Source organism: Nonlabens dokdonensis DSW-6 (assembly GCF_000332115.1).
Lineage (GTDB): Bacteria > Bacteroidota > Bacteroidia > Flavobacteriales > Flavobacteriaceae > Nonlabens > Nonlabens dokdonensis.
In genome coordinates this window covers 390,742-415,994 of record NC_020156.1, presented here as the reverse complement: position 1 = coordinate 415,994, position 25,253 = coordinate 390,742, and the positions used below count along the sequence as shown (strand labels likewise).

Below are 25,253 nucleotides of genomic sequence, written 5' to 3'. Positions count from 1 at the left end.
CATTGATGAAAAATTATATAATTAAAATATCAGCGGTACTAGCAATTATAGTAGGCTTTCAATCTTGTGATGATCCTATAGACTTACAACCCATATCAGAAATAGGAGCTGATGAATTTTATGCTAACACAAATGAAGTGAATTTAGCAGTTATCGGAATTTATAATTCATTACACCTTAAGCAAATTGATGAATGGATAGTCACAGAACTACGTAGCGATAATACACAGATGAGTTTTGATAATTCGGTCAACGCAAATGTTCCTTACAGACAATTAGATCGATTTGTGTCAAACCCTTTAAATGAGTTCACAGCAAGTTACTGGAGAGCTAGTTATAAAACCATAGGTTTAAGTAATCACGTATTAGAAAATCTAGTAGTGGTTGATGACCCAACCTTAGCAGCACAGTATGAAGGAGAAGCTCGTTATTTGAGAGCACACTCATTATTTAATTTGGTAAGACTATATGGAGGTGTTTTCATCGTTACCGAAACCATAGACGCTCAACAAGCAAGAAATCAAGAACGTAGAAGTATAGAAGAAGCTTACGAGGTCATAATTGAAGATTTAGAATTTGCCTACAACAACTTGCCAGAAAGTTACGGCGATAGTGAAATAGGTAGAGCAACTAAATGGGCTGCTGGCGCCGAGTTAGGTAAAGCCTTACTTACCGAAGGTTCTCCAGCTAATTTAATAAGAGCAGAAACTGTTTTAAGGGATGTAGCAACTACTAGCGGTAAACGTTTACTTAATGATTATGAACAAGTTTTTAGTCCAAATAATGAATTTAACGATGAAATTCTATTTGCAGTACGTTATCAATCGGGCTTATTAGGGTTGGGTTCACCTTTTGCAAACCTTTTCTCCCCTTTACAGAGTGAAAATGCAGTAATCTTCGGTGGTGGAGATGAATTAAATGTACCTACAGAGGGAATGGAACTAATTTATTCAACAAATGATCCGAGAGCTAGAGTCAATTTTGAAACCTCTTGGGTAGATAATAGCGGTAACACAAATTTAGAACGTTTTGTAAGTAAGTATAATAGTAATTTCTCAAATGTAGATGATGCACCTAATGATTGGGTAATCAGCCGCTATGCAGATGTTATCATGTTACTTGCTGAAGCTATAAATGAAAATAACGGTGGTCCTACCGCTGAGGCGATAGGATATATTGATGAGGTCAAGCTTAGAGCAAATCAATCGCCTTTAACAACAGCACAAACCAGTACCTATTTTGATTTTAAACTTGCCATTGAAGAAGAACGCCGCAGAGAGTTTGCTTTTGAAAATCATCGCTGGTTTGATCTAGTACGCACTAATAGAGCCGTCACTGTGATGAATAACCATTTTACCTCAGATTTTCAATACAACGATCCTAACTCGCCAGAGTTTAATACGGCACCTATACAGCAGTTTCAAACATTATTACCTATACCGCAATTTGAAATTGATTTAAACCCTTCTGTAGCACAAAACGTAGGTTATTAATGAAAAAAAATATTTACATAATAATATGGTTCATGTTGGGTCTCGCTTTCGCGAAAGCGCAATCCATACCAGTTAAAAACTCAACAGAGTTGTTTACTGCTATAAAAAACTCCAAACCAGGTGATACTATTGTTATGGCAGACCAAAATTGGGACGACGTAAACATTAAATTCAAAGCTAAAGGAACCGCAGAGCAACCTATCGTACTTCGATCACAAACACCTGGAAAAGTTAAGTTAACCGGTACTTCTACCTTGAGAATAGGAGGTGACTTTCTTGAAGTTCATGGGCTATGGTTTGAAAACGGGAATGCAGGTAAGAACAATGTGATACGATTTGAAGCAGATAGCGAAACTCCTGCAAATAATTCTAGAGTTACTAATTGTGCCATTATAAATGTAAATCCAGATAGTAGGGATATCACAAATTATTATATCGCGTTTCATGGTCAAAATAATAGGGTAGATCATTGTAGCTTTTTAGGAAAGTTAAATAAGGGTCCTGCAATTGCAGTTCGTTTGAAAAATAGTGTTGATAATAATCATAGAATAGATCATAATTATTTTGGAGAACGATTACCATTGGGGTTTAACGGTGGAGAAACCATAAGAGTAGGAACATCTACCTATTCTAAGCAATCGTCTAGAACGATTATTGAAAATAATTTCTTTGAAAGGTGTAGCGGTGAAATGGAAATTATTTCAATAAAATCTGCCAATAACATAGTTCGTAACAATCTGATTTTAGAAAGTGAGGGAACTATAACTTTAAGACATGGAGATTACAATCTTGTAGAAGGAAATGTGATCATAGGAAACAATATGCCTAAAACAGGAGGGATTCGTATGATTAACAAAGGAAATATTGTTCGTAATAATATCATGATAGGAATCGCAGGAGATGGATTGAGAGCACCGCTATCTGTTATGAATGGTATCCCAAATGCTAAGTTAAATGAGTATGATCCAGTCATTGATGGTGTTATTCAAAATAATACGGTCATAAATTCTAGTCCAGTAGCACTAGCGGTTGGTTCTAAAAAAGAAGCTACCGTAACGCCTGCTAACACAAAATTTGATAATAACCTTATCTACAATTCTAATAGAGGTCTGGCGATACTTGCAAAGGATGATACAAGTGGTATCAGCTTTTCGGGAAATAAAGTGAGTACCACTCTCATTGAAGACTATGAAGGAGTTGATGCAGTAAATATTAAGTTAGAGGCAGCAAATGGTATATATATTCCATCAAAAGAAAGCGACGAGGTTCTTGAAGGTGTAAAGACCAGCCCTAAAGTTAGAGTCGATGCAACAGGTACTTTAAGATCAAAATTAAGAGCAGGTGCAATAGTGCCTGGTAATTTTAAACCAGCCCTTGCTTTAAGCTCTCAAGCTGGTGTTAGCTATTTGAAAATAGAAGAGCTAAGAAGCATGACTCCTGACTTACCGACTGCTGTAATTGATTTGCCTCCTGGAGATGGTAATTTAGATAAAGCGATAAGAAGTTTATCTGGACCTACCATTATCAAGCTGTCTGCTGGTGAATACTTTTTAGCCAAAGCCAGTAAAGTGACTCAAGACTTGACCATCATAGGTGCAGGAAAGGATAAAACTTTTATTAAAGTTAGTAAGAAGTCTGATAAAACTCCTCAGTATTTTTTGAGAATGGATGGCGCTAAGCGATTAAAAGTTAGTGGTGTCCATATAGATGGTGCAGCAGAAAGTGAGGATATCAAATATGGAATAACCTCACCTAGCAGTTCATCAAATCAATTGTACAATATACACTTAGAAAATGTTGCTTTTACCAACTTCAATAACACTGATGGTGGCGCTATCTTTAAAGCCTATGCAGGTACAAAAGCAGATACTATCTCAATTAAGAACTCAACTTTTAAAGATTCTTATAGAGGATTCAATTTATCCTATGAGAAAGATGGAATAGGAAAATATAATGCAGAGCACATAATTCTTTTCAATACGTCATTTGCTGACATCTCTGAGTTTGCAATTAATTACACAAGAAGTGGAGAAGAGACTGGCACTACAGGTGGAAACCTTCTAATAGATCACTGTGTTTTCTATAGAGTAGATGATTCTGATAAAGGTAGAATCATTAAAGTAAACGGTCTAAAGAATGTTCACATAAAGAATACGGTAATAGATAATTCACGAGCTACTACGAGTATAGTTCAACTTAAAGGCTCAACACAAAAAATAGAAAATAGTGTCATTTATAATAGTGGAAAGGTCAAGCTGAGCAGTGATGCACAAGAAATAAATCTAGAACGTTTTAATCCCAGATGGGAGAACACGGACACATTTAAAATTAAAGAAGGCTCTGATTTAAAAGGAGCTGGAACAGATAATAAAAATATAGGATTAATAGATTAAGGATTAAATCGTAAAATGATGAAAAATTGGTATAAAGTACTCTTACTACTTGGTTTTATAACCGTAGTGTTAATTGCATGTGAAGCTGACTTAGAAATAGATCAAACGGTAGCAGAGATAAAGTCTGAGCAACCTACAATTTCTAGCTTTTCACCAGGAACAGCTCCGGTTAATTCTTTGGTAGATATTGAAGGTACATTTTTGAATTTTGTAACTGAGGCGTATATAGGTAATATAGAGGCTCAAATAACTTCAAGAATTACAGGCCAGAGATTACAAATTCAAGTTCCTAATAATGCTGTCTCTGGTGTTATAAAATTGGTAACTGACGAAGGAAAAGAAGCGGTGAGCTCTGAATCTCTTACGGTGACTTATCCAGTACCTACTGTTACTACAGCTCTTCCAGCAAATGGAGATGTAAATTCTTTAATTAATATTATAGGTACTGACTTAGTAGGTATTACAGGTGTAACTTTTGGCGGTACAGCAGGGACAATAGAATTTCAAGAAGATCAAGCGCTTGTTGTTCGAGTTCCAAATAATGTGGGAATCGTAGATGTAGTTTTAACTTATCTAACTTCTAATGGCCCAGCAGTTTTGACCGCTTCCACAAATTTTGAAATAATTCTTCCACAACCTACCATAGGTGGTTTTCCCGCAGTGCTTACTAGAGATAATGAAGTAATTGTCGTGGGGCAAGATATGAATCTTATTACTGATGGTGATGTAGATGGTTTTCCCGTTATAATTAATTCTCAGTCACCTACTGAAATTAGATTTAACGTTCCATCTTCTGTGCAGACTGGTTATGTCGATATCAATCTAAACTTTCAAGGTGGAGGAACTATTACACAAACAGGAACACCATATATCAATGGACAGTTTGAGCAATTATATGAATTTGATTCAGATCCAGCCTCAGTCTTTGTAGTGGATTATTCAAAAGATCCCAATGCGATGCCTTCCATTAATGGAAATGTAGTACAACCTCCATTTCCAGGTAATCAATATTATGCATTGACAATGAATACTGCAACTGGATCAACTGTGGCAAGAGCAAAATTTGCAGACACCTCTACAAACCCTGCATATGCTGATGTGTTGAATAGTGGGAATTATGGAGATAATCCTGTGATGCACTTCTGGATGCATACAGAAGGCACTAATCCTACGTTTAAAATTTACATAGGTGGTGGTAGTAGTAGCGATCGCCGTCAACTCGACACTTATACGGCTCCAGGCTTGAATATTAATGAATGGAACCTCTATGCAGTGAGACTTAATGGTTTTATACCAAATGGACAAAATACCGCAGGTGCCTTTGATTTAAGGTTAACTCCGGGAAGCAGTAGTTCTCCAGTTCCAGAGATTATTAATTTGGACTGGATTATAGTTACAGATCGCGTGCTTACCGAGTTTGGAGCAATCGATATGACCGATGAATTTGATCCTATATAAGGCTGATAAAAAATAAGTTTAATAATAATATTAAAATAATAGAAGAATGAAAAATATTATAACATTTATGGTATTGCTAGTTGCTTTTGTAAGCTTAGCGCAAACTGCAAATCCTGGAGATATTGTTATTACCGAGATTATGATAGATCCTAACAGTAGTAGTGAGCAGGATAGAGAATGGTTTGAGGTTTATAATACTACTAGTTCACCTATTGATATGAATGGATGGACTATTGGAGACAACAGTTCTAGTTCTAGAGACCATGTGATCGCTTCAATGTCTCCGGTAATCGTTCCTGCAAATGGATATGCTGTTTTTGTCTATAATGATGATACTGCTGAGAATGCTGGAATTACCAATGCCATATATGCTTATGGAGCGGGAACTGGAAATTCTAATTCTGGATTTCCAACATGGAACAATGAAAGTACTTATTCAGGAATGCCACCCAATAGCACAACTGCGGACGGCCCAGAATTGTTCGATACAATGGGAACTTTAATCGATGAGATTGAATATGGATTTGGGTATTCTGGATTGAATGCTTGGCCTGCACAAGGAGCGGCTTCAGCTACTAGTTACCAGTTAGATGCAAACACTTTAGATGGTGCGTCCAATGATGTAGCCGCGAACTGGATTCCTAGTACCTCTATATATGGTTCTTTCAATGGATCAGATTATTTCGGCACACCTAGCACAGCAAATATCGCAGGTGGTGGAACTCCTGCTGTCGCTGCTGGGGATATTGTAATTACAGAAATAATGATAGATCCAAATGGAACTGAAACAAATGAAGAATGGTTTGAAGTATATAATACAACGGGCTCTGACATAGACATAAACGGTTGGACCATAAATGACGAGTCAAGTAACGGACGCGCACATGTTATTTCCTCAATGACACCTGTTTTAGTACCTGCAAATAGTTATGCAGTATTAGTTTCAAATGGCGATAGTGCGGCAAATGGTGGTATAACAAATGCAATTTATGATTATGGATACAATAGTCCAGTGGGTGGTACTCCTACTCCTGGAGTAGGTACTAATTTCCCAACTTGGAACAATGAAAGTACTTATGCAGGTGGCTCCACAAATGATGATGGAATACGTTTAGAAACCCCTTCGGGAACTGTAATCGATCAAATACTTTATGGTTTTGGATATTCTGATGGAAGCGGAGGTACTATGAACGCATGGCCAGCAATGGGTGCAGCTTCAGATGTTTCTTATCAATTAGATGCCGCAGTATTAGATAGTGTCTCTAATGATAATGCGATGAATTGGATTCCTAGTACTGCGACTTATGGTACAGATGGAATGATAGGAACTCCAGGAACAGCAAACTTTAACTCGGCAACAGCAGTATTAGTAGGCGATATAATTATCACAGAATTAATGATTGATCCTGACGGTAGTGAAGCAGATACAGAATGGTTTGAAGTTTATAATACTACAGGATCTTCGATAAATATGCAAAATTGGACCATCATAGATGTATCTTCTAGTGGTCGTAATCATGTTATTGCTAGTGCTGCAATTGTCCCGGCAAATTCTTATGCCATACTTGCTACTAACTCCGTGACTGCAGATAATGGAGGTTTACCAGCTGTTTTATATTCCTACGGTGTAGGTACGAGTTTCCCTAGATTTAATAATGAGTCTTCATTTGGTTCGCCAGATAGAGATGGAGTTGCATTACAAACTGCTGCTGGATTAGAAATCGATAGGGTGGAATATGATTATGAAACAGACGGTATAGGTTTTCCTGCCGCAGGAACTAGTGGTGGAGCTAGTCAAGAATTAGGCTTCTCATTTTTTAATGCTACGGCAAATGATAATGCTGAAGCATGGAGTGCAGGAATAAGTACTTATGGAGATGATGAAGGTACTCCTGCAGCAGCAAATGATTTCAATAGAGTTTATACTTATAATAACGGCTGGCTAGCACCTTTTAATGATGTAAATGGAAACACTAACGATACCGCAGACCTTGTTGTACTTAGCGGAGTAGCTTCAGTTTCCTCTACTACAGCTTCCCAAAGTGTAACCGTAGAATCTAACGGTAGCTTATCGATAAGTGCTGGCATTGTGATGTCAGTAAAGAAAAATATGCTTGTAAACGGTAATATAGAAGCTAACGGTGCTACACTTTTATTAAATGGCAACGCAGCACAAACGATATCTGGTACCGGAGTTGTAAATGTTGGGACTTTAGATATAGATAACTCAAGTGATGTAAATAATAGCGCAACCTTTAATTTATTTAATGAGTTGAACCTTAGCAATGGTAATCTTAATAACTCAGGTACTTTTACATTTAAAAATACGTCTTCAGGAACAGCCGTAGTAAATGAATTACCTGTCGCTTTAAATGTTACGGGAGATTACAGCGTAGAGCGCTACATACCAGTAGCAACATCAGTAGATGGAAGAGTTTATAGATTTTTATCATCACCGGTGACAACAACTACAAGTATTTATAACAATTGGCAAGCTTCAGGTGCAAATGTCGCAGGTCAAGGTATTCATATAACAGGAACCGCAGGTGCTCCTGGAGTAGATATGGCGACAGGTTTTGACCGCACAGTATCTGGAGCGACTTCGGCATTTACGTATTCAAATGCTACCAGTCAAACTTGGAATGCTATCGCCAGCACTAATCAAACAGGAGATGTATTATCTCCATTAAATGCTTATCGTGTTTTTGTTAGAGGTGACAGAGATCCTGCTCGACTGACAAGTGCTTTACAAGCAAATGCGACTACATTGACAACAACAGGTACCTTGAATCAAGGGAGTTTGCCAGATAGTAATTATGATGTAGAGTCAGGAGACTTTGTGTTTATAGGTAATCCATTTCAAGCTGCTGTCGATATGGAGTCTGTACTTGCAAATTCTGATAATGTAAATAACAATGTCATTTATTACTGGGATCCCAGTTTAGGAGGAATGTCCGGAAGAGGAGCATATACCGCAGTGAGTGGTTTTGCAAGTGGTGGAACAGCTACTTCCTTACCATCTAGTCCTAATTCAGAATTTATACAACCAGGTCAAGCGGCATTTTTAGTTGCCAATTCTGGTGCAAATGGTGCCGGTAATGATATGATTATTCGCTTTCGCGAAAGCGACAAAGGAACCTCTTCAAACTTAAGTTCCAGCTCTGTATTTAGCGTGAATAATAATTTTACAGATCAGGTAGTGATAACACTTTTTGATACACCTTCATATTTAGCCAATAGCTCTGCAACTGATGCAGTGATGTTAAAAGTAGACCCTACATTTTCAGATTTAAATGATGATAATGACTTTTTAAAGCCTACTAATCTAGATGAAACACTGGCTATAATCGGAACTAACTCAAGAGAGTATGGAGTTCAATCTATATCACAAGTACAAGATGGAACCATTATACCACTAGGTATAAGAAACTATGGAGATCAAAACTATACCTTTAAAATTGATGTAACTGGGTTTGCTGGGTACAACGTTTATATGGTCGATAATTTTTTAAATACATCAACTGCTTTAACTACATCTTCGATAAACGAGGTAACATTTTCTGTTAGCTCTGGAAACGGTAGTGATCTACAAGGAAGATTTTCCTTAGAATTTGAAAATGCAGTTTTATCTCTAGAAGAAAATTTTGCTAATCAGGTAAAGATGTTTCCTAATCCTTCAAAAGGAGGAGAAGTATTAATCAGTGCTTCAGTGCCAGAATTATCCATTCAGGTATTTAACGCACTAGGACAACGTATCATGATTAAAGAATTGAATACTACTCTAAATAGTTTTGATACTAGCGGCTGGAAATCTGGAATGTACATTGTCAAGATAAGCAGTGCAAATGATGCAACCTCATTGAAATTAATGATTAATTAACCTTTATAAATAATATTATGAAAACAAAATTACCCATCATAGCATTACTTCTAGGAGTATTTGCTTTTGCACAGAATCCAGGAGATATTATTGTCTCAGAAATATTCATTGACCCTAACGGTAACGAAAGAGAAAGAGAATGGTTTGAAGTTTATAATACAACTGGTGCCGATATTGATATCAATGGTTGGGTCATCAACGACGAGTCCAGTAGTGGTCGTGCACATGTAATAGTTTCTACCACACCAGTATTAGTTCCTGCAAATGATTATGCAGTACTAGTTTCCAATGATGATGCAACGCTTAACGGTGGTATTACAAATGCCATATATGAATACGGTTATGATAGCCCTATAGGTGGACCTGCAACACCAGGTATGGGAACAAATTACCCTACTTGGAACAATGAAAGCACCTACGCAAATGGTTCTACAAATGATGATGGAATACGTTTAGAAACAGGAACAGGAACTGTTATAGATCAAATACTTTATGGGTTTGGATATTCAGATGGTAATGGTGGCACTTTGAACGACTGGCCAGCAATGGGTGCAGCACAAGATGTAACTTATCAATTAGATGCAGCTACTTTAGACAGCGCTTCTAATGATATTGCCGCAAACTGGTCTCCAAGTACAGCTATGTATGGAACAGACATGTTAGTAGGTACACCAGGAACGGCTAATAATAATTCAGGTGGAACCGCGGCTTTAGGACCTGGTGATATAGTTATTACTGAAATTATGATCGATCCTAATGGATCAGAAGACGAGAGAGAATACGTTGAGGTTTATAATACAACTAGCGCACCTATCGATATGATGGGATGGACCATAGGAGATTCTTCTTCTAGCGGGCGTGCTCATGAAATCACTACAAGTACTATCGTGCCAGCAAATGGATACGCTGTGCTTGCGGCTAATGGTGATGCAACATTAAATGGTGGAATACCTTCGGTAGCTTATACTTATGGATTTGATTCTCCTCCTGGTGGAACACCTACTCCAGGAATGGGAAGTCAGTTTCCAAGATTTAACAATGAATCATCTTTTGATGATGGAACGCCTAATGATAATGAAATAGACGGTGTCTTTTTAGTAAGTGGTACAGGAACTGAGATCGATCGTGTAGAATATGATTATGGCTATGGTACAATGCCTATAGGTTTTCCTATGATGGGATTCTCAGGTGGTGGTAGTATTGAATCTAATACTTTTGACGCTAATGCAAATGATCTTTCTTCTGCTTGGAATGCGGCAACTGCAACTTTTGGAAGTGCAAGTCAATTAGGTACTCCAGGATCTAGAAATACTTTGAGTGTTGTATCTGAAACATTAGGAACAATCAAACTTTTCCCTAATCCATCGCAAGGAGAAATTTCTATAACTATGGATAATGGTCAGTGGGATAGTCTTACTATCTATAATGTAACTGGACAGAAAGTTATGAACGTCTCTCAGTTTTCAGAAATAGTAAATGTAGCTTCATTGAAGACTGGCACCTATTTTGTTAAAATAAATGCAGCTCAAGGAACTGAAACCATACAGTTTCTTATGAAATAATATGAAACAAATATTTATATGTATTGCAGCCCTATCATTGCTATTTAAGCAGGATAGGGCTGTTGATACTACAATAGTCCTACATGCAGACGCGTCCAAAGATACCTATGAGTTAATAAACAGCGTTCTTGCTCCTGGTTATGACGTTATAGAAGTTAGTGACTGTAGTCATCCCAGCTTTGGAAAACATATTACTCAAGAGTTTGATAAAGAATTAGATAAGGATGTATTTCTTTTTCATGGACATGTAGATATGGATTCTGATCGCTGTCAAAGATTTGACAAACAGCGCACAGAGATCAAAACTTACGGTCAGTCGCCAGAAGAAACTCTTGGAGTTGAAGGAGAAACTCATATTTATAAATGGCTTTTTAAACTAGACAAGAATTTTAAAGCAAGTGCTGGATTCACACATATTCATCAAATAAAAGCTGTAGGTGGACCAGAGGATAAAATGCCCACCATAACCTATACTTTGAGAGATAAAAGAGATGAAAAGACTTTTTCTATTCGTCATTCCACTTTTTTAACTCAAGAAGATGTTGCAACGACTAACTTAGAACCATTTTTAGGTGAGTGGATTGAAGTACAAGAAACCATAGTTTATGGAGAAGAAGGAAGTATAGATGTTACGCTTTCGCGAAAGCGAGACAACAAAAATCTACTTTCCTATAAAGGAGATTTAAGAATGTGGAAGACTAATGCAAAGTTCATGCGACCTAAATGGGGACTTTATAGAAGTTTGAAACATAAAGAGCAATTGAGAGATGAATCGGTGAAATTTGCCGACTTTAGTATTACTGAATTGAAGCCATAAATATGAAAAGTTACCTGTTTTTTCTAATTTTTATTTGCTCTGTATCTGCCGTATCGCAATCTCAACGAGATGAATTGATACGTATTCTAGTCGCGCCAGTTAGTGAGTCATATCAATATCAAGTAGGAGAACGAGCAGATTTTGAGGTGTCTATTTTTAAATACGGTAAGCTTGTAAAAAATGCCAAAATCAAATACACGATCGCTCAAGAACAGATGGAACCTGAAATCAGTAAAACTGAAGGATTGATTTCTGGTTATGGAATAATTGAAGGTATAGCCTTGAATGAACCAGGTTTTGTAAGATTGACTGTAGACTTTGAAGATAATGGTAAAACATTTTCTAATACTGCAACTGCAGGAATAGATGTAGATCAAATTCAGACTTTTACAAAAATGCCTGAAGACTTTGACTCTTTTTGGAACAAAGCGATAAGAGATGCTCGTAAAATAGATCTCAATCCGCAAATGACTCGGTTACCAGAACAGGACACTGATAAAAATCTAGCATATCACATTAGATTCAATCATGGTAAAAAGGCTTTTATTTATGGCATTTTGATGGTTCCTAAAAAAGAAGGAACTTTTCCAGCTGTTCTTCATGTTCCTGGAGCTGGAGTACGACCTTATTATGGAACTGATAAAAGTGACGATGTTATCTCTCTACAAATAGGAATTCATGGTATACCAGTAAATTTATATGATAGTGCTATTTATGAGAACCTAAAACAAGGGGCTCTTTATAAATATTATTGGAATAGAATGGATGACCGCGATGCTTATTATTACAAAAGAGTTTATACCGCTTGTGTAAGAGCAATAGATTTTATTCACACCGTAGATAAATTTGACGGCGAAAATCTTGCTGTAACTGGTGGCTCTCAAGGTGGTGCATTAACCATAGTAACTGCTGCATTAGACGATCGTGTTGACGCAATCGCAGCGTTTTATCCTGCTTTGTCAGATCTAGAAGGATTTAAAAACGGTCGCGCTGGTGGGTGGCCTAGGATTTATGAAAAGGATTTTGACTTTACACCTCAAAAAGTTGAAGTAACACGTTATTATGACGTTGTAAACTTTGCCAGAAAACTTAAAACACCTGGTTTTTATGCCTACGGATATAATGATAATGTATGTCCAGCAAGTTCTATCACAGCGATGCTGAACGAGTTGAAGTCAGAAAAAACAGTTGAGGTAGCTTATGATGCTGCACACTGGATGTATCCCGAGGTAAAACAAAAAGGAAAAAAGTGGCTGTTTAATTATATAAAAGTATCTGGATATTAACGTTTTATATGTTTTTTATTAATCATCTCAGATTTATATTTACTTAATTATTTTTAGATATGAAAAAGTGTATTTTTTTATTTGCGATCTTATTGATATTCTCTTGTGAGTCTGAAGAATCAGATGCTCCAGAACGTATTCAAGTCATTAATCCAGGAGATGGAAACGACACCGAGGCAATGGATTTTTCTAATTGGAAAGTAACCGTGCCATTTGATAATAATAATGATGGTAGTCCAGATGAATTTATGCCGTCCCAAATCAGTAACGGCGGTTACCGTAACATCAGTGCGCTGGACGGTTTTATGTATGATGATGAAGATGGTGAAGGAATCATTTTTTATACTCAATTTGATCCCAATGGTGCTACCACCGCAAACAGCTCTTATCCACGTACAGAATTAAGAGAACTAATAAATCCTTCCAATTCTAGGGATAACTGGAGTCTTAGTGATGGAGGAATTTTAAAAGTGCGCATGCAAGTTTTAGAAGCTTCTGATAATACGGGAACTGGTAGTTTGAATAAAGACCGTTTTATTATGGCTCAAATCCATGGTATTATTAAACCATCAGATGTTACTAGATTGAACTTATCCAGCGATTCTGCTCCACCATTATTAAAGATGCAGTGGCGTGATGGAAATTTAGTAGCTTATAAAAAGACGCTGGAAGATGATAGCCTATCAGGAGATAATATTATCACTAGAGATAGTAATGTTTGGGGTGATATATCTCATAATTTTGGTCAGGTAGGTTACGAACCTTTTGATTTGGAAATACGTGCCTCTACAGGAAGATTGCAAATAACTGTAAATGGACAGACTCATGTTTTTCAAGATGTAAGTCTAGCAAAATGGCCATTCATTAATTACTTTAAAACTGGAAACTATATCCAGACAGTGGACCCAGCTGGATTTTCAAAGGTAAAATTGTACAGCCTAGAAGTGTCTCATTAGCATACTATTCTAGTACTTTTAAAGAAGAATTATAGACGATTCCAACCTAGTACAGGTTGGAATTGCTGTTTTTAAGACTCATCTTTGTTGTATAATATGGAAATTATGAACTCATTTATTACTGAGGATTTTCTACTTCAAACAGATTTTGCAAAACGTCTCTATCACAACTTTGCAAAAGAATTACCTATTATAGATTATCATAATCACCTGTCTCCAGAAGATATTGCAACAAATAGGCAATTTGATAATTGTTCTCAAGTATGGCTTGCTGGTGATCACTATAAATGGCGTGCCATGCGTGCACTGGGAATAAATGAGAAATTTATTACAGGTGATGCAAGTGATGAAGAAAAATTTCATAAATGGGCTGGAGCTGTTCCATATACGTTGAGAAACCCATTGTATCATTGGACTCATTTAGAATTAGAGCGCTATTTTGGAATAACAGAGTTGCTTACAGAAAAAAATGCCGCAGCAACTTATGAAAAAACAAATGATTTACTCAGCCAGTCTTCTCACAGTACCTTAGGATTATTACAGCAGCAAAATGTTGAGTTACTTTGTACGACAGATGATCCCATAGATTCATTAGAGCATCATAAAAGTATAAAAGAACAAAGATTATCTCCTAAAGTATTACCTACTTTTAGGCCTGACAAAGCCTTCGGAGTTGGTAATGCTATTTCATATAATGCTTATCTGTCTCAACTAAAAAATGTAACTGGTAACAGTATTAATGATTACGATGCACTATTAGTCGCATTAGAAAACCGAGTAGACTATTTCCACCAGAATGGTTGCCGTCTTGCAGATTATGGTCTGGAACAAATCTACCACAGCACAACTGCAGATTTCAATCTTGATACGTTGTTTCAAGAAGTAAGAAACGGCAAGCAATTATCAGTTCCACAAGTACAATACTTTGCAGGTAAGGTGATGCTGGAGTTGAGTAAAATGTATCACAAACGCGGCTGGGCACAACAATTTCATGTAGGCGCGATACGTAATAATAACAAACGATTATTAACTCAATTGGGTCCTGATACTGGTTTTGACTCCATAGGGGACTTTTCTCATGCGGTTACCATAAGTGGTTTTTTGAATGAGCTAGACAGTACAAACCAACTTGCCAAAACCATTATTTACAACCTCAATCCATCAGATAATGAGATGATTGCCACTATGGTTGGTAACTTTAATGATGGAACCATTAGAGGTAAAGTGCAATACGGCGCTGCTTGGTGGTTTTTAGATCAAAAAGATGGCATGGAAAAGCAGCTCAACACACTTTCTAGTCTCGGTGTTTTAAGCACTTTTGTCGGTATGTTGACAGATTCTCGCAGCTTTTTAAGCTTTCCACGTCATGAGTATTTTCGTCGCATCCTGTGCAATCTATTAGGCAATGATGTTGTCAATGGAGAACTTCCCGCAGATGAGCAGTGGTTAGGCAAAATTGTAAGTGATATTTGTTACCACAACGCCGTTAATTACTTTGAGTTTGATAAATAGTACGCTTTCGCGAAAGCGAGATAAAAATTCTATATATTAAAAACACCCCAAAGATTTCTAAAACTTTTGGGGTGTTTTTATAAAGTGCTGGTAGGAGATTAATCCATCAAATCAAATACTCGTGGCAACCATAAGGTGATATCTTCAAAATAAGTCACTAGAACAAGCACGGCAATCATCGCTAGGAAAAGCGGTAACATAGGTCGTATGACCTTTTGAATCTTTAAATCTGCGACGGAGCAACCTACGAAGAGTACCGAGCCCACAGGTGGCGTACATAGTCCTATACATAAATTCATGATCATGATAACTCCAAAGTGAACTGGATCCATTCCCATGGCTGTTACGATAGGTAAAAAGATAGGAGTGAAGATCAATACTGCTGGTGTCATGTCCATAAAGATTCCTACGAATAATAATATCAAGTTAATAAGAATAAGGATAACAATAGGGTTATCACTTATACCTAAAAGTGCATCACTGATTTCTTGCGGAATGTTCTCGTAAGACATCACCCAACTCATTGCGATAGATGTTGCTATTAGTAAGAGAACGATGGAACTAGTCTTGATGGTTTCTAAAAGAATAGGAGAAAGATCTTTAAATTTAATTTCTTTGTAAGCAAAACCAAGAACTAAGGTATAAAGGACAGCTACTCCACTAGCTTCGGTCGCTGTGAAAATCCCACCTACAATTCCACCTATTACCACTACTAAAAGCATTAAACTAGGTAGTGCATCTAGAAATCTTTTGAAGAATACTTTTACACTCACTAGCTTGTCAGTAGGATATTTTTTGATAATAGAATAGATCGCTGCTACTATCATTAATGCTAATCCTAGTAATAAACCAGGGACATAACCGGCAATAAATAAAGCTGCAATTGAAACTCCACCACTTGCAAGAGAATAAACAATCAATACATTACTAGGTGGGATAATCAGACCTGTAGTAGCACTAGTAATGTTTACTGCGGCGCTAAAAGGTTTACTATAGCCATCTTTTTCCATCATCGGATTCATAAATCCACCTATGGCACTAGCTGCTGCAACTGCACTTCCTGAGATTGCTCCAAAAAGCATACAAGAAATAATATTTACAAAGGCCAATCCGCCCGGTAATGGACCTACAATGGCTTTGGCAAAATTGATAAGTCGCACGGCGATCCCACCGCGATTCATAATTTGTCCGGCAAGAATGAAAAACGGTATGGCACTAAGTGTAAAACTATCTAGGGATGTCGCCATACGCTGAGCCATTGTAGTTACTGATGGTAAAAATGGCATAGAATACACTAGGGTTATAAAACCAGCAAGTCCGATAGCATAGGCAATAGGAACGCGCAGGGATAAAAACACTAAAAAGCTCAGTACTAATATTAAGATTTCTATATAATTCATGTCTTAAGCTTTTGAAGATTTTAATGTTTTGAAGAAAGAGTCTATACTAAAGTAACATATCAGAACTCCAGCTAATGGTACTACCAAGTATACAAATCCCAAAGGAATACCTAACGATGCAGATTTTTGCTCAAATTGAAAGCTCAGTTGGCACAATCTTACACCACCGAATATCATCACAAAAAAACTAAATGCAAACACACATAAGTGAACAAAGCCATCAAACAACTTACTGTTTTGTTCCACTAACTTTTCTGGAAGCAAGTCAATTGCAAGATGTAAATGCTGTCCGGTGGCATAAGCAGCACCTAAAAGTCCTACCCAAATAAGCGAATAACTAGAAATCTCATCTGTAATGGTACTTGGAGATTGTAAAATAAATCGAGCTATTACCTGCCATACCACAGCAAAAAGCATAATGGTTAGTAATGCTAGGCAAATTTTACCCAATATAGAGTCTATTGTTTTTCTCATGATTAGTTATTTTGAATGGATTGAATTAATCCACCTAATAGAGGATCTTCTTTAAATTCGTTGACAAGATTTTTGGTAGCTTCTTGAAATGCTTTCTTTTCTGGGTAAAATACTTGAACACCGCTCTCTATAGCCTTTTCTAAAGATTCTTTTTCTGAAGCTTCCCATAATTTGCGTTGGGCAATTTTAGATTCTTCCACGGCTTGATAGAGCCATTCTTTTTCTTGGTCGCTAAGTCTCTTTAAAGTCTCTGTACCGATTACTAAAACGTCTGGAACAGAAGTATGCTCGTCTAAGCTCAAGAATTTGCAAACTTCGTAGTGTTTTGAAGTGAAATAACTTGGGATGTTGTTTTCTGCACCACTTACTACGCCTTGTTGTAACGCTGTGTATAATTCGCCATAAGAAATAGGAGTAGGAGCACCACCTAATTCATTGATCATTGAGATAGCCATATTGCTTTTCATCACACGTATTTTCATATCCTTTATATCATCTGGTGAATTGATAGGCGTTTCTTTAGTATAAAAACTACGGCTTCCAGCATCATAAAATGTAAGTCCTTCTAGATTGAACTTATTACCTTGTGATAAAATCCCTTTACCTACGTTACCATCATATATATCATGCATATGATCCTTATCTCTAAATAAATAAGGGATACTGAATACTTTATATTCTGGGATAAAATTCTCTAGAACTCCAGCACTTACTTTGGCGATATCTAAACTACCTATTTGTAGTAATTCTATGCTTTCACGCTCGCCACCTAACTGACCATTTGGATAGATTTGCACTTTTAATTTTCCTTCAGAAATACGCTCTAGACTTTCTCCTAGAACGACCATTCCGTTATGTACAGGATGTTGAGAATCTACGCTATGTGCTAGTCTTAAAGTTTTAGTAGATTGTATCTCTACACAGCTGTTTAAAAGCAAGGCTGGTAAAAAGAGATAGATGATGTATTTGAATTTCATATAATCGTTGTGTTTATTGGATGGTTATTGGATTTGAAATGCTAGCAGACGCAACTGCTACAACTTCTGCAAAACCTAATTCTGATTTAAATAGTTCATCACTAGCTTCCCAACCGCTTAAAAAGTAAAAGCTATGACTTTTAGCATTACCTAGATCAATCAAATGTGTATTAGTAATTCCTTTTCCTTCTTTTGGTGCTTCACTATTATTAATGTTTGGGCTCGTATCTGTTGTCATAAGTGCCATTCCCAAATGATCATTATTTTCAGATTGTTTACCAAAGGATTTCAATACTTGATTTCCTTCTCTCGTTTGATAAAAATCAAAACTATTCTCCTTCATATCCACAATCCCTGTCACAAGCTCCATGTCATCGATCACTCCATGAATCTCTACGTCACTCTTATAAAACCAGTCTCCTTTTTCAATAGTAATGGTATGAACGATGTGGTATGACTTATTGCCTATAAATTCATCGAGGTAAGTCATTCTAAAAATAGCTCTTGCAGGACCTTCAGTAATGGCTTCAAAACGAGCACCATTTACCCCAGAAAGTCGGTACAAAGAATCTTGTTTTTTAAAAGCTATAGATCCAGCACCTAGCGAATTTCCAACCTTGAGAATGTCCATTCCCCAATCTGCTTGCTCGTGGTAATTTGTGGTCAATCCTTGTTTGTGTAGCGTAGGTTCTGAGGTAGTTTTACCAAAAATATCAATACCATTGCGAGGATCAAAATACAAACGGAATCCCACTTTATCATTTTCCCATGCTGGTCCTTCCATTTGATAGAATAAGGTGTCTATTTCTCGCCAGTCTTGTCCTGCTATCCGCACGTGTTTTAGGACTTCGCTAGCTACCGGTTTAGCTTTTCCTACACCAAAATGTACGTCTGTGAATTTTTTGTATTGTGGTAATTCCGCTTTCGCGAAAGCGTGAACAACAACCTTTTTTTCCTCATTTGCTTTAAAGTCTGCAACGAGAGCTACTTCATCCCAAACGCCATCTTGATCTAAGTCATCTAATTGATAAGGGATTTCAGTTCCCAGAGAATCTTTAAAAATCAAAATTTGACTTTCATCAAAGTTCGGAAGTTTTTCAAGAATTTGCTTTTTAGAAAGCACTACGACTTCAGTTCTCGCGATATCGATTTCGTTACGGAGCATAAAAAAAGCATCTTCCTTCTTCTCATCACAACTGATAAAAAGAACCGAAAACGTTCCTAATAAAATGGCTAAATTTCTCATTTAATCTTCATTTGAAGGTTTACCAATTGTGGCAAGAATACCGCCATCAACATATAAAATATGACCGTTTACAAAATCACTCGCTCGTGAAGATAAGAATATAGCAGCGCCTGCAAGATCATCTGGATCGCCCCATTTTGCTGCTGGTGTGCGGTTCACGATAAATTCATTAAACGGATGTCCATCTACACGTATAGGAGCTGTTTGTGAAGTCGCAAAATATCCTGGACCTATTCCATTCACTTGTATGTTATGCTTTGCCCATTCGGTTGCCATGTTTTTAGTTAGCATGACCAGTCCACCTTTTGCAGCGGCATAAGCACCTACCGTATTTCTACCCAACTGACTCATCATACTACAAATATTAATGATCTTTCCAGCCTTACGTTCCATCATGCCTTTTACGACATGCTTAGAAACTATAAACGGACTTACTAAATCGATGTTCACGACTTGTTTGAACTCTTCCACATCCATATCTGCCAGCGGAACTCTTTTTATGATTCCTGCGTTATTGATCAGAATGTCTATAGGACCAACTTCCCTTTCTATTTTTTGAATTGCAGTTTTAACAGCAGCTTCATTTGATACATCAAATTTGTAACCTACGGCATGTATTCCAGCTTTTTTATACTCAGCAACGGCATCATCAATTTTTTGCTGTGATGAATTCCCATTTACCACGATAGTTGCACCAGCCAGTCCTAATCCATGAGCCATGGACATTCCTAAACCATGAGTACTACCAGTAACCAAAGCTACTTTACCTTTAATATCAAATAGATTCATAATCGATTATTTAAGATCTGTGATTTTTGCCACGTCCATATCATTATAATCTAGATTCTCTCCAGCCATTCCCCAAATAAAGGTATAGTTAGAAGTTCCAGAACCTGAATGAATAGACCACGGCGGCGAAATCACCGCTTGGTGATTGTGCATCCATAAATGTCTAGTTTCTTGTGGTTGTCCCATAAAGTGACAAACCGCTTGATCTTGTGGTACGTCTAGATAAAAGTAAACTTCCATTCTACGATCGTGCACGTGAGCAGGCATAGTGTTCCATACACTTCCTACTTTTAATTCGGTCATTCCCATTTGTAACTGGCAAGTGGTTATAATTCCACCTATGATCATTTGAGAAACCGTTCTGTGATTTGCCGTTTCTAGACTACCTAATTCTATTTTATTAGCTTCAGCAAGACTTGTTTTTTTGGTAGGATATGATTGATGCGCTGGAGCAGAGTTGATGTAAAACTTTGCTGGATCACTAGCATCTGCACTATGGAAAACGACGTCTTTTGCGCCCATTCCTATGTACAACGCATCTTTATGGGCTAGTTCATACTTCGTTCCATCTACTTCTACTGTTCCAGCAGCACCTACGTTGATGATTCCCATCTCACGACGGTCTAGAAAGTTCTCTGCTTTTAATGGATCAATCGTTTCAAGCTTTAAAGGTTTAGTAGGAACTGCGCCACCAGCGATGTATCGATCATAGTGTGTGTACACAAGATTGATCTCGCCTGCTACCATAGGCTTGTCAATGAGAAATTCATCTCTTAATTGCGTGGTATTATAGGCTTTTACAGCTTCGGGACTGTTTGCGTATCGTGTTTCAAAATTAGTTGACATAATATTGGTTTTACGCTTGAGTATAAGTTCAAGCTATTAGTTTTTAAGTATTAAGCTAGTGATCTTTTAATTCCTAGTTCTAGACCTCTTAATTCTGCAAGACCGCGTAAACGTCCTATTCCAGAATAGCCAGGATTAGTTTTCTTTTTTAAATCATCCAGCATTTTATGTCCATGATCTGGACGGAAAGGCATGCGCAAATCTGCACGACCGGCTTTTTTACGTTTTTCTTGTTCTAGCACAAGTGCTTTCATAACCGCATACATATCTACATCGCCTTCTAAATGATCTGCTTCATGGAAGTTTCCGGCATTATCTCTCTTAGTAGCTCGTAAATGGATAAAGTGAATGCGATCACCTAATCGTTCTACCATTCCTGCAAGATCATTATCTGCACGTACGCCAAAGGATCCTGTACAAAAGGTTAATCCATTATTAGGACTATCTACAGCCGTATATAAATCTACAATATCTTGTTCTGTACTCACCACACGTGGTAATCCTAGAATAGGAAATGGTGGATCATCTGGATGGATGCACATAAGTACTCCAGCTTTTTCTGCTGCTGGAATAATCTCAGCTAGGAAATGAAAAAGATTTGCTTTTAGTTCTGCTGGACCTATGTCATCATAAGTAGCGAGTATCTTATTGAACTCCTCTAGCGTGTAACCTTCTTCAGCACCTGGTAATCCTGCGATAATATTGCGAATTAGTTTTTCTTGGTCGGCAGTGCTAGAATTTTTTAGATAATCTGCTGCTGCTTCTTGTTGAGCGGCTGTGTAATCATTTTCTGCTCCAGGTCTTTTTAACAGATACAATTCAAATGAAGCAAATGCAGCTGCTTCAAAACGTAGCGCTGTAGAGCCATCTGTTACTTCATAGTCCAAATTAGTACGTGTCCAATCCAGCACCGGCATGAAATTATAACATACTATGTCAATACCGCACTGTCCTAAGTTTGTGAGCGTATTTTTATAATTCTGGATGTAGGTTTGATAATCTCCAGACTTGGTTTTGATATTCTCATGAATAGGCACACTTTCTACGACAGACCACGTTAGTCCAGCGGCTTCGATTTCCTTTTTGCGTTTGGTAATTTCTTCTACAGACCATTCCACGCCGTTAGGTATATGGTGTAATGCATTTACAATGCCAGTGGCACCAGCTTGTTTGATATCGTTAAGAGAGACTGGATCATTAGGACCGTACCATCTCCATGTTTGTTCTAAACTCATTTGTTGTTATTGTTACGCTTTCGCGAAAGCGAAATAAAATGAAAGCGAGATTAAAAACCTCACTATGAATTAATAATTACACGCCACTATAAGCGCTAAATCCGCCGTCTATAGGAACCACAATTCCAGTAATGAAAGCTGCGCCGTCATCGCATAACCAGTTCACGGTACTCACGAGATCGTCTGGTGTGCCATAACGTCCCATAGGTGTCTGGCCGATGATTTGCTCACCACGAGGCGTTGCAGAACCATCACTATTTGTCAAAAGCTCTCTGTTCTGATCGGTCAAGAAAAAGCCTGGTGCGATCGCATTGACACGTATCCCTACCTTTGAAAAGTGAACCGCAAGCCATTGTGTGAAATTAGACACAGCAGCTTTTGCGCCACTGTATGCAGGTATTTTAGTCAACGGTGTAAAGGCGTTCATGGACGAAATGTTCAGCACGCTGCAACCATCACGACCTACCATGTCCACGGCAAATACCTGTGTAGGGATCAAAGTTCCTAAAAAGTTAAGATTGAAGGTGAACTCAATTCCTTTAGGATCAAGGTCAAAAAAGGTTTTGAAACCTTCAGTTTGATTGTCTAAATCTTCCATTTGAAAAAACGGATTGCTTGTTGTTCCCTTAGGATGATTACCACCAGCGCCGTTGATAAGGATATCTACCTTACCAAATTTGTTATTGATTTCTTTTTTGGCTGCTTCAAGAGAATCTTTTTCCAAAACATTTGCTGCAACTCCTATAGCAGAGCCTCCATTATTATTTATTTCTTGAGCAACAGCATCTGCCGCTTCTTTTCTTAAGTCGAGAACAGCGATATTGTTTCCTTGTTTTGCTAAGGCAACAGCCATCGTGCTACATAAAACGCCGCCAGCGCCTGTTAAAACTATTGTTTTAGACATATAACGATTGAGTTAATTGTGTGATTCTTAAAATTGGTTGACCAAATATGAGGAATTATCTTCTATTACTATATATATATGACAACTGAATTATTCAGAATAGGGAGAAATGAGTACAAAGTAGACTAAAATCATACTCATTGTACGCTTGTGAAAGGGTGAGACTATGTAAAATCCAAGAAATCACAATGTTTATAAAATAGTATTTATTTGGTTTTTAGGATTGTTTTGAATAATCGTTACCCTATAAGTGTACACAACTGAGTAATACAATAGATATATTTACTAAGTAGTTTTATAATCAAAATTCTTATGAAGTTTTTACATCGTTCTGTTTTTATCAAATGCGCTATTGTAATTTTTATCTCCTTAAAATTGAATTCTTGTAGCGCTCAAGACCTTCCAGAAATTCTTGTTAATAAAGAAGTAATTGAGAATAACTATTTGCCCGACTTCAGTTATGCAGGTTTTAAAAATGGAGAACAAGAAATACCTACCGATGGTAAGATTTATTCAGCTACAGATTATGGAGTGGTAGCAAATGATGGCCTGGATGATTCTAAAGCGCTTATTAAAGCTATTACAGAATTAAAATCGGTCAAAGGAACTGTAATATTAAAATTACCAGCTGGTCAACTAATTTTAAGTAACATTATATATATAGAGCGTAGCGATTTCATACTTCGTGGCGCTGGTTCTGGAGAAAACGGAACACAACTTTATTTTCCTCGACCATTGATGTATGTACCTGATCCAGAACCTTTAAAAGAACTGAGAGAATATTTACTAGAATTTGACAAAAGGCAAAGAGAAAAAAAGAATAACATCGATCTAGCCTTTTCACAATATGCCTGGTCTGGTGGGTTTATATGGACGCAAGTATCTGGCGAACGAGTAAAATCTTATCTCGAGAAATATGAACGACCAGTAAATGTCCTTGCTCAAGTTACATCTGGTACTCGTGGAGAATTTACTGTTACGGTCACCAATAGTTCTTCTTTAAAAAGTGGCGATGTCATTGAATTGCAACTATTCAATAAGGACGGAAAAGAAGGCAAAATAGTTCAAGAACTTTACAAACATGCTGAGGTTAAAGTAGGAACACATCATTTTAATTTTCCTGAATTGCCTATTGTGAGACAACAGTTGGAAATAACATCAATTGACGGGAATCAAGTCACTTTTAAATCGCCGCTTACCATAAGTATTGATCCGTCCTATAAAGCGCAAATTGTAGAATGGAAACACCTAGAAAATGTCGGAATAGAACATTTAGCTATAGATTTTCCTATGACTCCGCGAGTAGCACATCATGTTGAAGCTGGTTTCAATGCAATTAATTTAACGAGATTGTACAACAGTTGGGTACAAGATGTGGTCATCACAAATGCAGATAGTGGAATTCTCACAGAAGAAATAGCAAATGTGACCATTAAAGACATCACCACACAAGGTGAACACTATGCCCATTATACAGTAGCTATGGCTGGAGTGCATAATGTGCTTGCCGAAAATATCACAGTAAAAAATAAAGCTGAACATCCTTTGAGTTTTAACACGTTTTCAACTAAAAATGTTTACAAGAACTGTGAGGTGTTTGTTGATCCAGTTTTAGATCAGCATAGTGGTGCAAATCATCAAAATCTTTTTGATAACACTAAAGTTTATGTGGATTCACAAGGAGAAAATTCGTATCCGTTATTTAAAGGCGGTGGCGCAGGTTATTGGAAACCGTCGCATGGAGCTTATAGTGCGTTTTGGAATATTAATGTAAAATTTTTAAATCCAGAGCAATTTCCAAAAAGCTTTACTTTAAATGGTATGGAAGATGGTCCTTTTGCAAGAGTTATAGGTGTTCATGGCAATCATCATATCAAAATTGAATACGGACCAAACGCTTATATCAATTTGACAAATATTTCTTTAGAAGATGTACCTTCATTATATGATTATCAGTTAAATAGAAGAATGAAGCTATAATCTGATGGTATCACTCACTCGAATGAGCCCTATAAATCAATCATA

At 37.2% G+C, this 25,253-nt stretch carries 18 protein-coding genes; 10 read left to right on the top strand and 8 right to left on the bottom strand.

Annotation, left to right across the window (positions count from 1 at the left end; all coding sequences use genetic code 11):
• Positions 1 to 5 precede the first annotated feature (5 nt).
• The 9 genes from DDD_RS01650 to uxaC all read left to right on the top strand — a co-directional run bounded on the left by DDD_RS01650 (position 6) and on the right by uxaC (position 15,357).
• Entirely contained in the window at positions 6 to 1,493 is a 1,488-nt protein-coding gene (locus DDD_RS01650) for a RagB/SusD family nutrient uptake outer membrane protein (RefSeq protein WP_015360979.1), read from the top strand.
• Entirely contained in the window at positions 1,493 to 3,886 is a 2,394-nt protein-coding gene (locus tag DDD_RS01645; RefSeq protein ID WP_041566843.1) for a polysaccharide lyase 6 family protein, read from the top strand. The genes DDD_RS01650 and DDD_RS01645 overlap by 1 nt, the downstream gene beginning before the upstream one ends.
• 18 nt (positions 3,887 to 3,904) lie before the next feature.
• Positions 3,905 to 5,344, top strand: coding sequence for an IPT/TIG domain-containing protein (locus tag DDD_RS01640; protein ID WP_146250752.1), 1,440 nt, complete (start codon positions 3,905 to 3,907; stop codon positions 5,342 to 5,344).
• Positions 5,345 to 5,390: 46 nt separating this feature from the next.
• Positions 5,391 to 9,224, top strand: coding sequence for a lamin tail domain-containing protein (locus tag DDD_RS01635; RefSeq protein WP_083892362.1), 3,834 nt, complete (start codon positions 5,391 to 5,393; stop codon positions 9,222 to 9,224).
• Positions 9,225 to 9,241: 17 nt separating this feature from the next.
• On the top strand, positions 9,242 to 10,786 hold the full coding sequence (locus DDD_RS01630) for a lamin tail domain-containing protein (RefSeq protein WP_015360975.1): 1,545 nt from the start codon (positions 9,242 to 9,244) through the stop codon (positions 10,784 to 10,786).
• A gap of 1 nt (position 10,787) precedes the next feature.
• Complete coding sequence (locus tag DDD_RS01625) at positions 10,788 to 11,603, top strand: hypothetical protein (protein ID WP_015360974.1); 816 nt, start codon at positions 10,788 to 10,790, stop codon at positions 11,601 to 11,603.
• A 2-nt stretch (positions 11,604 to 11,605) separates the two neighbouring features.
• Positions 11,606 to 12,889, top strand: coding sequence for an acetylxylan esterase (locus DDD_RS01620; protein ID WP_015360973.1), 1,284 nt, complete (start codon positions 11,606 to 11,608; stop codon positions 12,887 to 12,889).
• Between the two features lie 59 nt (positions 12,890 to 12,948).
• Positions 12,949 to 13,845: a polysaccharide lyase family 7 protein gene (locus DDD_RS01615; RefSeq protein ID WP_015360972.1), complete on the top strand. Its 897-nt coding sequence runs from the start codon at positions 12,949 to 12,951 to the stop codon at positions 13,843 to 13,845.
• A 105-nt stretch (positions 13,846 to 13,950) separates the two neighbouring features.
• On the top strand, positions 13,951 to 15,357 hold the full coding sequence (uxaC, locus tag DDD_RS01610; RefSeq protein WP_015360971.1) for a glucuronate isomerase: 1,407 nt from the start codon (positions 13,951 to 13,953) through the stop codon (positions 15,355 to 15,357).
• 98 nt (positions 15,358 to 15,455) lie between these two features.
• Here uxaC and DDD_RS01605 read toward each other — a convergent pair whose 3' ends face one another.
• The 8 genes from DDD_RS01605 to DDD_RS01570 all read right to left on the bottom strand — a co-directional run bounded on the left by DDD_RS01605 (position 15,456) and on the right by DDD_RS01570 (position 23,228).
• Positions 15,456 to 16,757, bottom strand: coding sequence for a TRAP transporter large permease (locus DDD_RS01605; RefSeq protein ID WP_015360970.1), 1,302 nt, complete (start codon positions 16,755 to 16,757; stop codon positions 15,456 to 15,458).
• 3 nt (positions 16,758 to 16,760) lie between these two features.
• Entirely contained in the window at positions 16,761 to 17,231 is a 471-nt protein-coding gene (locus DDD_RS01600; RefSeq protein ID WP_041566842.1) for a TRAP transporter small permease, read from the bottom strand.
• Between the two features lie 2 nt (positions 17,232 to 17,233).
• Positions 17,234 to 18,208, bottom strand: a complete 975-nt coding sequence (locus DDD_RS01595; protein ID WP_015360968.1) for a TRAP transporter substrate-binding protein — start codon at positions 18,206 to 18,208, stop codon at positions 17,234 to 17,236.
• A gap of 13 nt (positions 18,209 to 18,221) precedes the next feature.
• Positions 18,222 to 19,454 (bottom strand): DUF4861 domain-containing protein, encoded by a 1,233-nt coding sequence (locus DDD_RS01590; protein WP_015360967.1) that lies wholly within the window; start codon positions 19,452 to 19,454, stop codon positions 18,222 to 18,224.
• Positions 19,455 to 20,243: a gluconate 5-dehydrogenase gene (locus DDD_RS01585; RefSeq protein ID WP_015360966.1), complete on the bottom strand. Its 789-nt coding sequence runs from the start codon at positions 20,241 to 20,243 to the stop codon at positions 19,455 to 19,457.
• A gap of 6 nt (positions 20,244 to 20,249) precedes the next feature.
• Complete coding sequence (gene kduI / locus DDD_RS01580; protein WP_015360965.1) at positions 20,250 to 21,089, bottom strand: 5-dehydro-4-deoxy-D-glucuronate isomerase; 840 nt, start codon at positions 21,087 to 21,089, stop codon at positions 20,250 to 20,252.
• Between the two features lie 50 nt (positions 21,090 to 21,139).
• Positions 21,140 to 22,324, bottom strand: a complete 1,185-nt coding sequence (gene uxuA / locus DDD_RS01575) for a mannonate dehydratase (protein WP_015360964.1) — start codon at positions 22,322 to 22,324, stop codon at positions 21,140 to 21,142.
• Between the two features lie 76 nt (positions 22,325 to 22,400).
• A complete protein-coding gene (locus tag DDD_RS01570; RefSeq protein WP_015360963.1) occupies positions 22,401 to 23,228 on the bottom strand; it encodes an SDR family oxidoreductase in 828 nt (275 codons plus the stop codon).
• A 312-nt stretch (positions 23,229 to 23,540) separates the two neighbouring features.
• Here DDD_RS01570 and DDD_RS01565 point away from each other — a divergent pair, with 312 nt between their 5' ends.
• Positions 23,541 to 25,208 carry a hypothetical protein gene (locus DDD_RS01565; protein ID WP_015360962.1) on the top strand — a complete coding sequence of 556 codons (1,668 nt, stop codon included), beginning with the start codon at positions 23,541 to 23,543 and terminating at the stop codon, positions 25,206 to 25,208.
• The last annotated feature ends 45 nt before the right edge of the window (positions 25,209 to 25,253 follow it).

Excerpts from the sequence above, each read along its gene's own strand:
- DDD_RS01590 (WP_015360967.1), bottom strand. The coding sequence starts at position 19,454 with ATGAGAAATTTAGCCATTTTATTAGGAACGTTTTCGGTTCTTTTTATC.
- DDD_RS01630 (WP_015360975.1), top strand. The coding sequence starts at position 9,242 with ATGAAAACAAAATTACCCATCATAGCATTACTTCTAGGAGTATTTGCT.
- DDD_RS01625 (WP_015360974.1), top strand. The coding sequence starts at position 10,788 with ATGAAACAAATATTTATATGTATTGCAGCCCTATCATTGCTATTTAAG.
- DDD_RS01620 (WP_015360973.1), top strand. The coding sequence starts at position 11,606 with ATGAAAAGTTACCTGTTTTTTCTAATTTTTATTTGCTCTGTATCTGCC.
- DDD_RS01585 (WP_015360966.1), bottom strand. The coding sequence starts at position 20,243 with ATGAATCTATTTGATATTAAAGGTAAAGTAGCTTTGGTTACTGGTAGT.
- uxuA (WP_015360964.1), bottom strand. The coding sequence starts at position 22,324 with ATGAGTTTAGAACAAACATGGAGATGGTACGGTCCTAATGATCCAGTC.
- DDD_RS01605 (WP_015360970.1), bottom strand. The coding sequence starts at position 16,757 with ATGAATTATATAGAAATCTTAATATTAGTACTGAGCTTTTTAGTGTTT.
- uxaC (WP_015360971.1), top strand. The coding sequence starts at position 13,951 with ATGAACTCATTTATTACTGAGGATTTTCTACTTCAAACAGATTTTGCA.
- DDD_RS01640 (WP_146250752.1), top strand. The coding sequence starts at position 3,905 with ATGAAAAATTGGTATAAAGTACTCTTACTACTTGGTTTTATAACCGTA.
- DDD_RS01650 (WP_015360979.1), top strand. The coding sequence starts at position 6 with ATGAAAAATTATATAATTAAAATATCAGCGGTACTAGCAATTATAGTA.
- DDD_RS01565 (WP_015360962.1), top strand. The coding sequence starts at position 23,541 with ATGAAGTTTTTACATCGTTCTGTTTTTATCAAATGCGCTATTGTAATT.
- DDD_RS01600 (WP_041566842.1), bottom strand. The coding sequence starts at position 17,231 with ATGAGAAAAACAATAGACTCTATATTGGGTAAAATTTGCCTAGCATTA.
- DDD_RS01635 (WP_083892362.1), top strand. The coding sequence starts at position 5,391 with ATGAAAAATATTATAACATTTATGGTATTGCTAGTTGCTTTTGTAAGC.
- DDD_RS01570 (WP_015360963.1), bottom strand. The coding sequence starts at position 23,228 with ATGTCTAAAACAATAGTTTTAACAGGCGCTGGCGGCGTTTTATGTAGC.
- DDD_RS01595 (WP_015360968.1), bottom strand. The coding sequence starts at position 18,208 with ATGAAATTCAAATACATCATCTATCTCTTTTTACCAGCCTTGCTTTTA.
- kduI (WP_015360965.1), bottom strand. The coding sequence starts at position 21,089 with ATGTCAACTAATTTTGAAACACGATACGCAAACAGTCCCGAAGCTGTA.
- DDD_RS01645 (WP_041566843.1), top strand. The coding sequence starts at position 1,493 with ATGAAAAAAAATATTTACATAATAATATGGTTCATGTTGGGTCTCGCT.
- DDD_RS01615 (WP_015360972.1), top strand. The coding sequence starts at position 12,949 with ATGAAAAAGTGTATTTTTTTATTTGCGATCTTATTGATATTCTCTTGT.